General features: G+C 44.4%; 15 protein-coding genes. 8 read left to right on the top strand and 7 right to left on the bottom strand.

Annotated features, from left to right (window positions below):
* Positions 1-46: 46 nt before the first annotated feature.
* Positions 47-892 carry an NADPH-dependent 7-cyano-7-deazaguanine reductase QueF gene (queF, locus tag CWO27_RS05510; protein ID WP_102478918.1) on the bottom strand — a complete coding sequence of 282 codons (846 nt, stop codon included), beginning with the start codon at positions 890-892 and terminating at the stop codon, positions 47-49.
* A gap of 130 nt (positions 893-1,022) precedes the next feature.
* Between queF and syd the strand changes: the two genes are divergently transcribed.
* The 3 genes from syd to CWO27_RS05495 all read left to right on the top strand — a co-directional run bounded on the left by syd (position 1,023) and on the right by CWO27_RS05495 (position 3,952).
* Entirely contained in the window at positions 1,023-1,568 is a 546-nt protein-coding gene (gene syd, locus CWO27_RS05505; protein WP_017089736.1) for a SecY-interacting protein, read from the top strand.
* Between the two features lie 4 nt (positions 1,569-1,572).
* Positions 1,573-2,349 carry a Zn-ribbon-containing protein gene (locus CWO27_RS05500; protein WP_102478917.1) on the top strand — a complete coding sequence of 259 codons (777 nt, stop codon included), beginning with the start codon at positions 1,573-1,575 and terminating at the stop codon, positions 2,347-2,349.
* A gap of 397 nt (positions 2,350-2,746) precedes the next feature.
* Entirely contained in the window at positions 2,747-3,952 is a 1,206-nt protein-coding gene (locus CWO27_RS05495) for a carbohydrate porin (RefSeq protein WP_107898683.1), read from the top strand.
* A 109-nt stretch (positions 3,953-4,061) separates the two neighbouring features.
* On the opposite strand, the gene CWO27_RS05490 is transcribed toward CWO27_RS05495, so the two are convergent.
* The 3 genes from CWO27_RS05490 to metN form a co-directional block, all read right to left on the bottom strand.
* Complete coding sequence (locus CWO27_RS05490; RefSeq protein ID WP_017630795.1) at positions 4,062-4,871, bottom strand: MetQ/NlpA family lipoprotein; 810 nt, start codon at positions 4,869-4,871, stop codon at positions 4,062-4,064.
* Between the two features lie 81 nt (positions 4,872-4,952).
* The gene (locus CWO27_RS05485) at positions 4,953-5,636 is read right to left on the bottom strand and encodes a methionine ABC transporter permease (RefSeq protein WP_017060764.1); all 684 of its coding nucleotides are present in this window, start codon (positions 5,634-5,636) and stop codon (positions 4,953-4,955) included.
* Positions 5,626-6,660 carry a methionine ABC transporter ATP-binding protein MetN gene (gene metN, locus CWO27_RS05480; RefSeq protein ID WP_048661199.1) on the bottom strand — a complete coding sequence of 345 codons (1,035 nt, stop codon included), beginning with the start codon at positions 6,658-6,660 and terminating at the stop codon, positions 5,626-5,628. The genes CWO27_RS05485 and metN overlap by 11 nt, the downstream gene beginning before the upstream one ends.
* 207 nt (positions 6,661-6,867) lie before the next feature.
* Between metN and gmhB the strand changes: the two genes are divergently transcribed.
* The 5 genes from gmhB (at position 6,868) to treC (ending at position 12,342) form a co-directional block, all read left to right on the top strand.
* Positions 6,868-7,452 (top strand): D-glycero-beta-D-manno-heptose 1,7-bisphosphate 7-phosphatase, encoded by a 585-nt coding sequence (gmhB, locus tag CWO27_RS05475; RefSeq protein WP_170960820.1) that lies wholly within the window; start codon positions 6,868-6,870, stop codon positions 7,450-7,452.
* A 63-nt stretch (positions 7,453-7,515) separates the two neighbouring features.
* The gene (locus CWO27_RS05470; protein ID WP_048664565.1) at positions 7,516-7,851 is read left to right on the top strand and encodes an MliC family protein; all 336 of its coding nucleotides are present in this window, start codon (positions 7,516-7,518) and stop codon (positions 7,849-7,851) included.
* Positions 7,852-7,940: 89 nt separating this feature from the next.
* A complete protein-coding gene (gene treR / locus CWO27_RS05465) occupies positions 7,941-8,885 on the top strand; it encodes a trehalose operon repressor TreR (RefSeq protein ID WP_019824953.1) in 945 nt (314 codons plus the stop codon).
* A gap of 205 nt (positions 8,886-9,090) precedes the next feature.
* Positions 9,091-10,515: a PTS trehalose transporter subunit IIBC gene (gene treB, locus CWO27_RS05460; RefSeq protein WP_102478915.1), complete on the top strand. Its 1,425-nt coding sequence runs from the start codon at positions 9,091-9,093 to the stop codon at positions 10,513-10,515.
* 141 nt (positions 10,516-10,656) lie between these two features.
* On the top strand, positions 10,657-12,342 hold the full coding sequence (gene treC / locus CWO27_RS05455; protein WP_102478914.1) for an alpha,alpha-phosphotrehalase: 1,686 nt from the start codon (positions 10,657-10,659) through the stop codon (positions 12,340-12,342).
* Positions 12,343-12,487: 145 nt separating this feature from the next.
* Here the strand turns inward: treC and CWO27_RS05450 are convergent, their stop codons facing one another.
* The 3 genes from CWO27_RS05450 to CWO27_RS05440 form a co-directional block, all read right to left on the bottom strand.
* A complete protein-coding gene (locus tag CWO27_RS05450) occupies positions 12,488-13,402 on the bottom strand; it encodes a hypothetical protein (RefSeq protein WP_107898682.1) in 915 nt (304 codons plus the stop codon).
* 145 nt (positions 13,403-13,547) lie between these two features.
* On the bottom strand, positions 13,548-15,065 hold the full coding sequence (locus CWO27_RS05445) for a winged helix-turn-helix domain-containing protein (protein ID WP_107898681.1): 1,518 nt from the start codon (positions 15,063-15,065) through the stop codon (positions 13,548-13,550).
* Between the two features lie 88 nt (positions 15,066-15,153).
* Positions 15,154-15,756 (bottom strand): YitT family protein, encoded by a 603-nt coding sequence (locus CWO27_RS05440; RefSeq protein WP_061032592.1) that lies wholly within the window; start codon positions 15,754-15,756, stop codon positions 15,154-15,156.
* Positions 15,757-15,921 lie beyond the last annotated feature (165 nt).

Raw genomic sequence — 15,921 nt, 5'->3', positions numbered from 1 at the left:
TTTAAAGATGAGGTAGGTTCCAATAAGTGTGTGGTTTGTATGCCTATTATTGGCGAGCCATACGCTTGTTGTGGCTTGGTCTATCTTGCTCTGTTGAACGGTACGGGTTGATATCCAGACCACCACGACGCGTGTAACGAGCAAATACGGTTAGCTTCGATGGACCACAGTATTTCATGATGTCAGTGAAGATACGTTCGACACATTGTTCGTGGAATTCGTTGTGTTCACGGAAAGAAACTAAATAGCGTAGCAGAGCTTCACGGTCAATTTGCTTACCTGAATATGCGATCTTAACGCTGCCCCAATCCGGTTGATTAGTGATCAAACAGTTCGACTTCAATAGGTGGCTGTGCAGTGTTTCTTCGACTTCTTGTTCGCCAGCAGCGCCCTCAAGCAGTGATGCTTCAAAGTCATAGCTAGTGATGTGGATGTCTTGGTTGTCGATACATTCGCCTTCCATCGTTACGATAGGTTGGTTGGTGTAGTCGGTTACTGAGTTTACATTCACAATGACGGTTTCGCCTGCACATGCTGACAAATCTTGGGTCAGGCGCTCAGTGACTTGTTCCCAGTTTTCAAATTGAGTCTGGTTGTAGCTGTTCAGGTACAGTTTGAAAGATTTTGATTCAATTAAATTTGGGCTGGTTGCCGGGATGAAAACTTCGCCAACAGCCACTTGTGGTAGGCCATTGGTGTTTAGCCACGAAAGCTCGTACATAGTCCAAATATCATGACCAACAAAAGGCAGCTCGCCGTTTAGCGCAAGATCATCGCGATTAAGGCTACGAGGCACTGGTTGCAATAAACTTGCATCGTATTGGTTAGAGTACTCAGTTTTTTGGCCTAGGGTTAAACCCGCTAGCTCTTTTGCGTCAGAATATTTGCTCATACTTTCGTTTCAAATTCGATTAGAATGGGGTCGATTTTACTGAATCCCCATTACCCTGTCATTAAGTCATCGCTTATTCGGCAAGGAAAGGCCCAGATTCTATTTATTATTATGTGTTTAGGAGATTTTCATGACTCAACGTGCTCAAGACGCACTACTTTCTTTCAGTCAGCGATACGTTGACGCGTGGCAGCAGCAACACCAAAGCTTACCTCGTAATGAGGAGTTGGTGGACATCGTATCGCCATGCGTAGAAGAAAAGAGTGGCGACGCCGTGTTGTGGAAGCACTATCCACGTGAGCAATTCGCGGATTTCACCAACGTTGAAACCGGTATTGAGTTGACTCTGCATGAAGACATCAAGACTTTCTATGGCGCACAATTCAGCGCAGATATGAATGCGACTTTTGATGGTAACGAGCTGACTCTATTACAGATTTGGAGTGATGAAGACTTCGAATGCCTACAAGAAAACATTTTGGGTCACCTAGTGACTCAGCGTCGCTTGAAGCTAAAGCCTACGGTTTTCATTGCCGCGACCGATGCAGAGCTGGATGTTATCTCTATCTGTAACCTAACGGGTAACGTGATTTTGGAGCGCTTAGGCACCAAAAATCGTGATGTACTAGCCGAGACATTGGCAGAATTTTTAGAAAAGCTACAACCAGCGGTATAAATAGATGTACGTACTAGAACTTCAATTTGAGTGTTTTGACAACACAACGGTAAGCGCTGTCGACAAGGCTGTTAATGGCTTAATGGATGCACTTCGTTATAACGGGCAAGTGTTGGGTCGTGAATTTCCTATCGTGATGGGTGACGGCGAATTTTATGTTCGCGTTGTCTGCCCAGAGCAAGACAGCTTGCACCCGCGTAACCACTCAGATTTCGTAAAAGTGTGTTTTGATCGCTTGTCTAACGCGAGCCTGCTTGCGCCTAAAATACGTTTACTGGGGCGAGATCTTAACTCTGAAGAAGTGGCCGAAGACGAAGCGCCAAGCTGGCAGGTGTTGTACACGACGTTCGTTCATACCTGTTCGCCGCTACGCAGTGGTGACAGCTTGTTGCCGATCCCTCTGTATCGCAACCCGCCAACCTTCAATGGTGACCATAAAGCCGTATTGAAATGGCAGACTGAATGGCAAGCTTGTGATGAAGTCCAAATGGGTGGTGGTTGTCGTGCTGAACACGCAACTCTGACAGAGATTAGTGATACTAAAAGTGTGTTGTTCAAACGCGGTTGGGGCTTGAGAGGACGCATTGAATATCTCACGAAGATCCCGACTTATTACTACTTGTACCGCGTGGGTGGCATTAGCTTAAAAGCTGAAAAAGAGCGCAAATGCCCGCAATGTGGTGGCGAATGGCTGCTAGATGCGCCTATCCACGATATTTTCTATTTCAAGTGTGATGACTGCCGTCTTGTATCAAACATCTCTTGGGATCATCTTAAGTAATCCATAAAGCTTAATTTTCGATTCAAGGTATCGAAGTGTTGATCAATACTTCGATACTTATTCCTCTGTTTTCTCTCTGCTAGCTTCTCGTCTGTTTCTCTTTCTTTGACCTCCATATTGAGCATTAATCAGTATTGGGCTTTTCCAATATTGTCGAATCTATTTCGCCCTTAAGTACGCTCATTCTGTGCTGTATGTCTCTCTCTGTAGTCCTCATGTATTCACCGAAATAATTCCACACCCATCAACTTTTGATCATTTCAATAGTTAACTGGATCACAGTAATCAATCAGTTCTCTTTCAATTTATATTCTGCTCAATATAAATGGGATCGATCCCATGGGAATGTTCCCATTTATAAGTGATAACCTAATTCTAGATCTGAAAGGAATGGACGATGAAACTGTTACCTATTGCTGCTGCACTCTCTACTGCTTTACTTGCACCTAATTTATACGCTGATGAAACCACACCATTAGAGTTCAATGGCTACATGCGCGGAGGCGTTGGCCTGAGTAATGAAGGCGGCTCAAACAGCAAGTGGGAGGTGAGTAAAGTTGGACGACTCGGCAACGAAAATGACCTGTATGGCGAGTTTGGTTTTAGAAAAGAAGTGTATGCTGAGGACGACGTTTCATTTTTAGTTGATTCCATGTTGTCGTACTGGCAAGGCCAAGATGAGAACGCGGCGGATAAAAGCGTTGATGTAGTTCAACTCAATGTTCAAGCAGTAGGGCTTTTTGAAGATAAAGATATTGGTATTTGGGCGGGTGAGCGCTACTACCAACGCCATGATGTTCACATCGTTGATAACTACTACTGGGATGTAAGCGGTATTGGTGCGGGGGTTGAACACATCAATATGGGACCAGGTAAATTATCGGTGGCTTTGATTCAAGACACGGTTACTGGCGATGTGTTTGATGGCAAAGAAACCACAGCCATGATTGCTGATATACGTTATGCGGGTATTCCATTGTGGAAAAATGCTGATCTTGAGGTCGGTATTGATATGAACTTCGCCAATGAAAAGCAGGGCCAAACGGTGGACGCGGATGATAGCGTGATGCTGACTGCCAGCCTAAATCAAAAACTAGCGGGTGGTTTCAACAAAACCATTCTCCAAGTGGCTAACTCTGGTTATGCGGAGCAGATGACAACCTTTGGTACAGGTAAGGGCATCGTTCGTGATGTAAATAACAACGATGCGGATGGCTTCCGATTGATTAACTGGGGTGTGCTTGCTATCGGTGAGAACATCGAATTTGGTCACACGGTTCGTTATGCCGCGTCATCGGATGTTGGTGCGAATAACAGTGATGATGAGTCGTTCAGTGCTGTAATCCGTCCGCTTTATAAGTGGGACAAGCGCATGCGTACCATTCTTGAAATTGGTGGTTTTGTAGAAACGATTGATAACAAAGATGGGGCGGGTGGTAAATTTACAATCGCTCAGGCTTGGGTTCCACAAGTGGGTTTCTGGTCTCGTCCTGAATTTCGTATCTTCGCCACTTACCTAAATGATGCAGAAAACGACAATGCCTTCGGTGAAGGAAAAAACAGTGAAATGAGCGTTGGTATGCAAGTGGAAGCTTGGTGGTAAGTCGAGCCTTTCTAACTAATTGCGGTACATAAAAAACTGCCGTAAATAAAAAGGGGCTGACGTTATGTCAGCCCCTTCGGGTATCTATACGATGCTGCAGTTTAGGTGATTACCAACCTTTAACTACGCCACCTTGGAAGATATCAGAAGCTGCGTTGTACACTTCTTCAGTTTGGTAAGCTTTAACGAAGTTCTGTACGTTTTCAGCGTTTAGGTTGTCTTCACGAGAAACGATTAGGTTTACGTAAGGAGAATCTTTGTCTTCAACGAATACGCCATCTTTTTGTGGAGTCAGGTTGATAGAGCTCGCGTAAGTTGTGTTGATGATAGAAAGCGCTACATCATCAAGAGAACGTGGCAGTTGTGCTGCGTCTAGTTCAACAATTGTTAGGTTCTTAGGGTTCTTAACGATGTCACGAACAGTTGCTAGAAGACCAGCACCTTCACGAAGCTCAAGAAGACCTTGTTGCTCAAGAAGCAGTAGAGAACGACCTAGGTTTGTAGGGTCGTTTGGTACTGCAATACGAGCACCGTCTTGGATTTCGTCTACAGATTTCACTTCTTTAGAGTAACCAGCAATTGGGTAAACAAACGTGTTACCAGCGATAGTCAGTTTGTAACCACGGTCAGCCACTTGCTGATCTAGGTACGGTGCGTGTTGGAATGCGTTGATGTCGATAGAGCCATCATCCAGTGCTGCGTTTGGTGTTACGTAATCTGTAAAAGTAACCAGTTCAACGTCTAGGCCGTACTGCTCTTTTGCTACTTTAGCTGCAACTTCAGCAACTTGCGCTTCAGCACCTGCCATTACGCCAACTTTTACTTTAGAAGTATCCACTTCTTTATCACCACAACCTGCTAGTACTAGCGCTGATGCTGCTGCTGCGATAGTAAGTAAACCTTTAAGGCTAAATTTCATAATAATCTCCTTTTAATAAATCTATTTAATTTGGTTCAGACGACTCTTGTCTTAGATAGTTTGCGTTTAAACGCTGAGTCTTTATCTGTGGTCAACGCGGCGAACTAATGAATCACCGATTGATTGAATAATTTGTACAAGCACAATCAACATCACTACCGTTACAGCCATGATGGTCACATCGTAACGGTGGAATCCGTAACGAATCGCGACATCACCTAGACCACCACCGCCTACAGTACCTGCCATTGCCGAGTAGCTCACCAACGTCACTAGCGTAATCGTTACTGAGTTGATAATAGTCGGTAGTGCTTCAGGAAGCAGAACCTTATTGATGATTTGTGTTGGTGTTGCGCCCATCGATTGAGCTGCTTCTACTAGACCTGTTGGTACTTCAAGTAGTGCACTTTCGATAAGTCGAGCTACGAATGGGATAGCGCCAATTGTCAGTGGAACAATCGCTGCTGTTGTACCGATGAAGGTACCAATCAGCATCTTAGTCAGTGGGATAATCGCAACCATCAACACTAAGAAAGGCACTGAACGACCGACGTTCACAATCGCACCTAGAATCTTGTTTACTTTGGTGTTCTCTAACAGGCCACCTTTTTTAGTCGTGTGTAGAATCACGCCTAGTGGAATACCGACAGCGAAGCCTACAATGCCAGCGACAGCAACCATGTAAAGTGTTTCGCCTGTTGCGCCTAATAGAAGGTTACCGTTAAGGCTGATCCAGTCAGCAATCTCGTTGAAACTAAAGGACATAACCAAGCACCTCTACTTTTACATTGTTATCGCGTAGGAATTGGATAGCAGCATTATCATCTGCTTCATTACCGAACAGTTCAGCAACCATCATGCCGAACTTCACACCGCCGGCGTAATCAAGGTCAGAGCTTAGGATGCTGACATCGATATTGAATTTGCGTGCAATCTGCGTCATCAACGGAGCATCAACCGTAGCACCAGTAAACTCAAGGCGTACCAGCGGGTAGCTGCTGTTTACACGAGTCTGTTGCAAGCGTGCTTGGTAATCTTCGGGAATCGTCAGATCCAGCGTTGAACGAATGAATTGATGCGCAAGCTCAGTTTTAGGGTGAGCAAAGATGTCACCAACTGTGCCTTTCTCTACCAATTCACCACCGCCGATGATCGCCACTTCGTGACAAATGCTCTTAACCACATCCATCTCGTGCGTAATAAGCAGGATCGTGATGTTCAGCTTGCGGTTGATTTCACGCAGTAGCTCAAGAATCGATTGGGTAGTCGCAGGATCCAATGCGCTGGTCGCTTCATCACACAGAAGTACTTTCGGATCAGAGGCCAGGGCACGAGCAATCGCAACACGCTGTTTTTGACCGCCACTTAGATTTGCAGGGTAAGTGTCACGCTTATCAGCTAAGCCAACGAGTTCAAGTAACTCACTCACTTTCGCTTCAATAATTGCTTTATCTTTACCAGCAAGCTCTAAAGGCAGTGCTACATTGTTAAATACAGTACGAGAAGACAGCAGGTTGAAGTGTTGGAATATCATGCCGATATTACGGCGCGCTTCGCTAAGTTCAGATTTGCTGAGTTTTGTCAGGTCGATACCGTCAACAATCACTTCACCTGAAGTCGGGGCTTCCAACATATTTACACAGCGGATTAGGGTACTTTTGCCTGCACCTGAAGAGCCGATGACTCCAAAGATTTGACCTTGAGGAATGTGGAGGTTGATATCAATTAAGGCATTGATTTCTTTAGTGCCTTGATAAAAAACCTTGTTGACTTGATTCACTTTAATCATAGAGAAACCCGTGCAGGTAGAACAGAATAATATGTCGATAGCTCGCTCGATTTACAGACGATGCTATGGTGTTCTATGATCTAAGTCAATAGATATTTTTACGTCTAGACGGCTAAACGTCGATTGTATTGATAAGCTAGAAACAAATCGTTAACGAACGCAAAACTAAATAGATAGTGATGAAGCAAATAAAGCGTGTAATAATTAATGATTAATAGAGAGTTGATAGAGAACAAAATTTTGTCTAAACCTGCTGTTTTTTTAGATCGTGATGGTGTGATTAACGTTGATCACGGCTACGTACATGATGAGCATGACTTTGAATACATCGATGGTGTGTTTGAAGCGGCGAAAGCGTTTAAAGATATGGGTTATTTATTGGTGCTAGTGACCAACCAATCTGGTATTGCTCGCGGCATGTTTAGTGAAGACCGTTTTCTTTCTCTGACGCAGTGGATGGATTGGAACTTTGTCGATAACGGCGTTGAGCTTGATGGCATCTATTACTGCCCGCACCACGCTGAACACGGTATTGGTGACTACAAGCAAGATTGTGAATGTCGTAAACCAAAGCCAGGTATGTTCATTTCTGCTCGTGACTTTCTGAAGATTGATATGGCTAACTCGGTCATGATCGGCGATAAAGCTGAAGACATGATGGCTGCAGAAGAGGCAGGTGTTGGCACAAAAGTACTGGTAAGAACCGGTAAGCCAATCACTGAAAAGGGTGAAGCGTTAGCTAGTGTGGTACTTGATAGCATTAAAGATGTACCTGCTTTCTTAAAAGGTTAAGACACTAAGTCTCTTTCACTTAGATATAAGTGTTGTTCACTATATAAAGATGAGGAACGTAGCATGAAAGCATTGTTGATAGCATCTCTATGTACGGTAGCGTTGTTCGGGTGTTCTAAATCCGCAGCGCCTGATGGTGCAGTATCGGACGATCAATTCGTGACTTATCAATGTGAGTCTGACGCTTCATTTAAGGTCGCTTACCTTGGTAATGAAAAAGCGGTATTACGTTTGCCAGAGAATGAATATCGCCTCACTCAAATAGCGGCAGGTTCAGGAACGAAGTACATCTTAGATGATGGAACCTCTGAACTGATCAATAGCGTCACTTTACGTACTAAAGGTGACAACGCACGTCTAGAACTTGGTCGTGTCGTCTATAAAAATTGTCGAAAGTAAGTCATAGTTAACTCCTAAGATTTACAAACAGTTAAGTGAGGGGATCTACCCTCACTTTTTTTTCTCTTCCCTTTAACGTTAGACTTTTTATGAGCAAAAAACTCACTATTCTCGATATTGCTAAGCTGTCCGGTGTTGGTAAGTCAACCGTATCTCGCGTTCTGACCAATGATCCAAAAGTGAAACCTGAAACCCGTGAAAGGGTGGAAAGAGTAATTCAAGAATCTGGGTACACGCCTTCAAAGTCTGCGCAATCAATGCGTGGTGGCAGTCAAAAAGTCATCGGCGTGATCATCTCTCGTTTAGATTCTCCCTCTGAAAACAAAGCCGTTAGCACCATGCTAGCTGAGTTGTATCGAGCGGATTACGACGTGGTGATCATGGAAAGCCAACTCGATAGAGATAAAGCCAACGAGCATCTTCAGGTTCTTAAGCGTCGTAACGTTGATGGCATTATTGTGTTTGGCTTTACGGACTGTGACATTCCAGCGATCGAAGCGTGGGAACACAAAGCCGTTGTTATCGCTCTGGATACCGAGAACGTAACGTCGATTAACTATGATAACCAACAGGTGATCAATAGTGCGTTAGCGCATCTATCGGATCAGGGTATCTCAGATGTCGGTTTTATTGGTGTTGATCCTAGCGATAAATCAACCGGTGAGTTGCGTCTTAAGGCTTACCTCGATTGGTGTGAAAGCACTGGAGTGATTGCGAACTATCGTACTGGCCAACTTCATCATGAAAGCGCTTATCAGCTGGTGGATGAGGTACTGACTCCTACAACTCAAGCACTTGTTTGTGCTAGTGACACATTGGCTCTTGGCGTGATCAAGCGTCTACAAGAACTACAACGTGAAGATGTGGTTGTAACAGGCGTTGGTGGCAATGATCTTCTCTCTTTCTTGTTCCCTCGCGTATTTAGTATTGATCCAGGCTATCAATCTGCAGGTAAGTTGGCGGCTAATCTATTGATCTCTCAGCTTTTAGGCAATTCAGAGATCTCTCATCACACTCAATCTCCGATTCTATAATCCACTCAATTAAGCGAAATTTAACCGCTTAGATTAAAATTAGAGTGTGATCTCTTTCAATTAATGGGACTGTTCCCATTTAAATTTATCATTCATGCGGGCATTATAATAACTGTAATTGGGAATGTTCCCATAAATCTGAATCTTGAGTGGTTATCACTGCATGGTTTAGATGAGTAATTGAATGAAACCAGGGTGGGGTAGTATGAGTAAGATAGCGAAGCAAGACGTTGCGCGTCTTATCGAGTTAGTCGGTGGCAAAGAAAATATTGCGAGTGTCAGCCATTGTCTGACTCGACTGCGTTTTGTATTGAACGATACAGAGCAGGCCAACAAAGCTGAACTCGAAAAACTGAAGCTAGTAAAAGGCTGTTTTACTAACGCAGGCCAATTCCAAGTCGTGATTGGCACTGAAGTTGATGAAGTGTACGCACTTCTGATTGAGCAAACGGGTAAAGAGGCGTCATCAAAAGATGAGTCTAAGCTGGCCGCTCGTCAAAATATGAACTTCCTTGAGCGTGGTATCTCCCATTTAGCCGAAATTTTCGTACCACTGCTGCCTGCCATCATTACTGGTGGTCTGATTCTTGGTTTCCGTAATGTGATTGGCGACATTCGCATGTTCGACGGCAAAACCCTCGTTGAAATCAGCCAATTCTGGGCAACTGTTCACTCTTTCTTATGGCTGATTGGCGAAGCGATTTTCTTCTTCCTACCGGTTGGTGTGTGTTGGGCGACGGTTAAGAAGCTTGGCGGAACCCCTATTTTGGGTATCACGCTCGGTGTAACCTTGGTTTCCCCGCAATTGATGAACGCTTACATGATAGGTAAATCGGTACCTGAGGTGTGGGACTTTGGCTTGTTCGTGATTGAGAAAGTCGGTTATCAAGCACAGGTGATCCCTGCGATGCTAGCGGGTGTGGCTCTGGCGTTCATTGAGACTAACCTTAAGCGTATTGTACCTTCTTATCTGTACCTTGTTGTCGTGCCATTTGTATCGATTATTTTGTCTGTGATTTTAGCTCACGCTTTCATTGGTCCATTTGGCCGTATGTTAGGTGATGGCGTAGCATTCGCGGCTAAAGCAGCAATGACGGGTGACTTTGCGATTCTTGGTTCAGTGGTATTTGGCTTCCTATACGCACCTTTGGTTATTACGGGTATTCACCACACAACCAACGCAGTCGACCTACAATTGATGCAAGACTTAGGCGGCACGCCAATCTGGCCTTTGATTGCGCTATCAAATATCGCACAAGCTTCAGCGGTCGTTGGCATCATCATCTTAAGTAAACGCGAAGGTGAACGAGACATCTCGGTTCCAGCAGCAATCTCTGCTTACTTAGGTGTAACAGAGCCAGCGATGTACGGCATCAACCTTAAATACAAATTCCCAATGCTGAGCGCAATGATCGGCAGTGCTGCAGCGGCTGCAATCTGTGGTAGTGCAGGTGTGATGGCGAATGGTATCGGTGTTGGTGGCTTGCCGGGCATCTTATCGATTCAACCGCAATATTGGTCTATTTACTTAATTGCGATGCTGGTGGCGATTGTACTACCCGTCACGTTAACACTGTTCTTCTATAAACGAGCACAGATGAAAGGCGAGCTAGAAACCGCCAACGCGTAATGCATTAAATAAGCGATGGCTTCAAAGTGAGCCATCGCTTTTTCTCTTAGTTATAGCTTTTTCTTTTAGTTATAACGGCTATTCGACCATGATTCACATGGTGATTTTTATTTTATATTTTCTGGTAAGTGAGTGTTAGAGATGGCGATGACTGAGCATGATGAAAGTTGGTGGAAAACCGCAACCATCTATCAAATCTACCCAAAGAGCTTTTGTGATAGTGGCAGTAAAGGTACTGGCGATATCAAAGGGATCATTTCAAAACTGGATTATCTTAAACACTTGAGTGTGGATGCAATTTGGTTAACCCCAGTTTACGCTTCCCCAATGATCGATAACGGCTACGATATTTCAGATTACTACGCGATTAACCCGCAATTCGGCACCATGGAAGAGTTCGACTTATTGCTGGCTGAAGCGCACCAACGTGGTATTCGTATCGTGATGGACATCGTGGTAAACCACACTTCAACAGAACATGCGTGGTTTCAGTCGGCATTGGGTGACAAAAACAGCCCATACCGCGACTACTATATCTGGAAAGATCCAGTAGATGGCCAAGCACCAACTAACTGGCAGTCTAAGTTCGGTGGTAATGCGTGGGAACTAGATGAGTCGACTGGGCAATACTTCCTACACTTATTCGCCAAAGAACAGGCTGACCTCAACTGGGAGAACCCAGTTGTACGCGAAGAAGTGAAGGACGTTATCAGCTTTTGGGCAGAGAAGGGCGTTGATGGTTTCCGCTTGGATGTGATCAACCTTATTTCGAAACAACAAGATTTTCCTAACGATGATATCGGTGATGGTCGTCGTTTTTACACTGATGGCCCACGTGTACACGAATACCTGAAAGAGATCAGCGAAGCAGTATTCCAGAAGTACGGCAGCGTGACTGTAGGTGAGATGTCTTCAACTACGTTGGAGCATTGTCAGCAATACTCAAATGTTGATAACAGCGAGCTATCAATGGTGTTTAACTTCCACCACCTTAAGGTCGATTACACCAATGGTGAGAAGTGGACTAATGCGCCGTTTGATTTCTTACAGCTCAAGTCGATCTTCAATCATTGGCAAACAGGCTTGAACGGCAAAGGGTGGGGCGCATTGTTCTGGTGTAACCACGACCAACCGCGAGTGGTGAGCCGCTTAGGTGATGATCAGCAGTATCGTGTTGAGTCGGCGAAGATGCTGGCTGCGTCTGTACACATGATGCAAGGCACGCCGTATATCTATCAAGGTGAAGAGATTGGCATGACTAACCCGGGTTATACTGAGATAAGCCAGTATCGTGATGTAGAGAGCACCAACATGTATGACATCATGGTTAACCGTGATGGTGTGGCTCATCAAGATATGATGGCGATTCTTGCACAGAAATCTCGTGATAACTCTCGTACGCCGATGCAGTGGAACAGTGAAGCGCACGCGGGCTTTTCGAAGGCTCAGCCATGGTTGGATGTTGCGAACAACTACCCTGAGATCAATGCTGAGCAAGCGCTAGAAGATAAAGACTCTGTTTTTTACTTCTACAAGAGTTTGATTGAACTTCGTAAAGAGGTGCCTGTGATTACTCATGGTAGTTATCAAGATTTGCTACCTGAGCACCTATCTATATTTGCGTATTCTCGCGAGAGCGAAGGGCAGACTCTGCTGTGTGTTAATAACTATTATGGTGAAGAGACGGAATGTGTTTTACCGGAACGTTTTGATATGACGAATGCCAAGTGCTTGCTTGCTAACTATCAAGAGACAGACGACTCAGTAACATCGCATCATCAAGTATTGCGCCCTTATGAGACTCGTATTTTGTTGATTGAGGGCTAGGTAGCTAGGTCACTTTATTAAGGTATATCTAAACACAAAATAAAGCTCATGACCTTTAGTACCCCAGTAGGTCATAAGCTTACCAACAAGGCTTTGGATTGCTCCCCAAAGCCTTTTTTACATCAGTGTGCTGCAGTTAGTATCACTACGTTTTTTCTATTGCTGTCAGCTTAGCTGCTGATTCCTCAATAGTAGATTGTTCCACTGACATCAATTCAATCTGCTCAATCAGGCCAATCGTTGGGTTGAACCAGCGCTCAGACGATGTGCCAAACTCTGCTGAATCCATACCGACACAGCCAATGTAGTAAGTGTTTTTCTCCGTAAGATTCGCAGCTTCGATCGATTTACCCGAAACAGTGAAGCTTTTACGTACACCTGTTTCATTGATTTCTTGCTGCCAAGTAACTTGGCATGACGCATCAGTTGGCAGTGATTGCACCCACTGGTGATCCTCAAAGTCACTCAACATATTCGCGACGGCTTCTCCATCAAGCGTAATTTGCATTGAAATGGTTTCTTCGCTGATATCAATAATTGTGTTGCTCTCTTTTACGTCTGTTCCTTTCAAACGGAACAGTGGGCTGCTGTACATCATTCTTGTGATGTATTGGCTACCAATGAAGTAAGCATTGGTGATTTCGTGTAACCCACGGTCAGGACCTGCAAAATAAATGCTGCCGTCTTCTTGTGTGCCTTCAGCATTCGTCATGATGTCTTCAGAGACATAAAACTCGGTGATGCCGTAATTGATCAGGTCGTTGATAACTTGAATTTCCGCTTCATTGCCTGACTCTGATTCTAAACCTGCAATGACGAGCTCACCACTTAACGGCGTGAAGTTCATCGTCATCGAGCCTTCAGTTTCACCATCTTTGGTAAATGCGTATTTTAATGCTGTGCTTGCTTGAGGCGCGAATTGAGAGTCATTGATTGGGTAATCGACTTGATTGCTTGGGCCTTTATTGCCATTGGTTGAACCAGACGAAGAGCCGCCTCCGCCGCCACAGCCATAAAGAGCAAAGAGAGAAGTCGCAAGCAACGTCATGGATTTTTTCATGTTGAGCATTCCTAATATAGTTGGCCTTGAGCGGCCTGAAGTTTTTAGGAATGCTATTGGTGAGAGAGTTAATAGGGCAAAAAATGAAGATACATAAGATCTTAATTTATATTTAAATTTTTGTTTTTAAATGCTTTATTTTCCTTTACTCAGAAAGTTGATGGCCAACATTTGTGCAGTAGTTAAGCATCAGGTTTTCCCACTGCTTAATGATTGGTGGCTCTTTGATACTCAATTTTAGATTTTTCCAAGGCTGGAGACAGGTCGACTTCGACTCAGGTTTGGATAAGCGATTGAACAACTCTTCAGAAGGAACTACTCGTAATAACGCGACTAAGGATTCCATGTAGTTGAGGCGAAACTTATCCATGTCCCCTTGCTTGTAAGCAATATGGGAAATCATCATATAGACCAGTGCGTTCTCAATGGTCGAATTGCCCGCCGTGTTGGTCAGAAATTCCTTGGCGGTTTGCAAGTCTCTTAATTTGAAGTGAATAATCCCAAGCCAGAGTTTTAGCTCGTCGGGAATCAACTTAAAGTGGGTTTGCACTAGGCTAGTAAATCGAATCAGTCGCTGGTGATCTGTCTCAAATAGCGCTAGCTGGCGAGCGATCAGCGTTGAGGTCATCACGTTGAGTGGTACGTTCTCAAGATCGATAGTCGTGCCATTCAATAGAGCACTTAATGCGTGATTGTCGACAGACCATTCCGGATAGAGCGGAGCAGGCAGAGCAAAGTAGCTCGCAAGTTCTTGGTTAATCTCCATCAAGCTCTCGCTGAGATTATCTATCTCAATAGAGTAAACGCCACGAAAGGCAAGCTTACCTGAGCTCGGGTAGATAAGGCTGACCTTGGCTGCGAGTCGTTTGTCGACCTCTTGGTCCTTCAGCTGAATATTAAGCAGATAGTCACTGGTGCGCATGTTCTTTGCGCCAGGGAAGAAAGGAGAGCTATCTACCGGGTCTAGGAAGTAACTTGGGGCATCTTGGTTGGCTAAATCGGTATAGGCGTACTCAATTTGTTGTTGAAGCAACAGAGCTTTAACCATCTTGCGATAATGTCTTGCATTGTCACCGACCGCATCGATGCGATTGAGTAGCAGCTCAACCTTAGGAATTAACCTCTGTTCACGTTCAACCTCAGAGGCATGGTTCGACGAATGCCATAACATGTAACCCAAGCTTGCTGTAGTGATCAGTAACACCAGAGTCGTTAACAGGAGAACAGAGGTCACTAGCGTCGGAGTCTTTCGCGCTTTAGGTTGTTCTGTTTCCAAAACTGTTTCTGCTGTTTCAGATGCTGTATTAGATAAACTGACCGAGCTAGGGCTAAGAAAGTAGCCTTTGCGTGGGTAAGTGACCAAAATTTTGGTAGCGTCGTTCTCTGGCAAGTGTTTTTGTAGTACCGAGCGAAGTGTGCTGATTCGGTTGGTGAGTACGTTTTTGGATATGAAATTACTTTGCCAAACCGTCGCGATAATTTGCTCTGCCGCTAATGGCTCTCCGACGCTCGTGAGAAATAGCTCAAGTAACTCGATAGAACGAGGCTCTAAATCGATGACCTGCTCGTTGCAACTCAAGACACGTGTCATTGGGTTGAATTCTAAACCTTCAATGAAGATCGAGGTTTGAGTGTCTTTGGCGCTGGAGAGGTAATCTTGCATAACGAAAGAGGGGTAGCTTATAAAAGCTAAATACTAGCTGTTTTCGTTATGAAAAACAGCTAGTAATTCATTGATTGGATAGCTGGCGTTAAGACGCGTAGTTCACCGAATAGCGTGTAGGCTTATGATTCATCGCTAATACGATGTTCAATACCGCAGTGCCCAATACAGAAACCGCAATCACCCAAGGCGATACGAAGAAGAATGATGCAAACAGAATACACGCATCAATAGCCATTTGGGTTTTGCCTACTGAGATACCGTAGCGATCCTGAATGAATAAGCACAAGACGTTGAATCCACCCAAGCTTGAGCGATGACGGAATAAGATCAGCATACCCAAGCCCATCAATAAACCACCGGCTACTGCACAGTAGATCTCATTATGAACTTCGAGCGAAATAACCAAGTATAAATGATCGGCAAACACAGACACTAAAGCGCCGGAAATCGCACTGCTGATCGCAAAGCTGCGACCAAAACGTTTCCACGCCAATAGATAGAATGGACAGTTAGCGACAAAGTATAGAATACCGAAGGTTACAGGCAAAAACTGACTCAACAGTAGAGCCAAACCAGTAGTACCACCGGTAAGCAGGTGCGCAGACTGTAAAAAGAAGACGCCTAACGCTACTAAAAACGTGCCCGTCAGGACTGCAATCCAATCTTCTTTACGTGAGTGTTTTTCCATCGTTTTAATAATTACCTAATCAATAAAGGCGTGCATAGTAGAGAAAAACTTAAGCTTTCGGTAGCTAGAGGGGCAAAATTAAGGTAAACCTATGTAATCTGCGTTTTACAGGGTGTAAATCGTAAAATTGACAATAAGGAACATCTTTGGTTGGATAAGCCCAAT

It is taken from the genome of Vibrio sp. 10N.286.51.C3 (assembly GCF_003050065.1).
In the GTDB taxonomy this organism is placed as follows: Bacteria; Pseudomonadota; Gammaproteobacteria; order Enterobacterales; family Vibrionaceae; genus Vibrio; species Vibrio crassostreae.
This window is presented reverse-complemented; position numbering and strand designations above follow the sequence as displayed.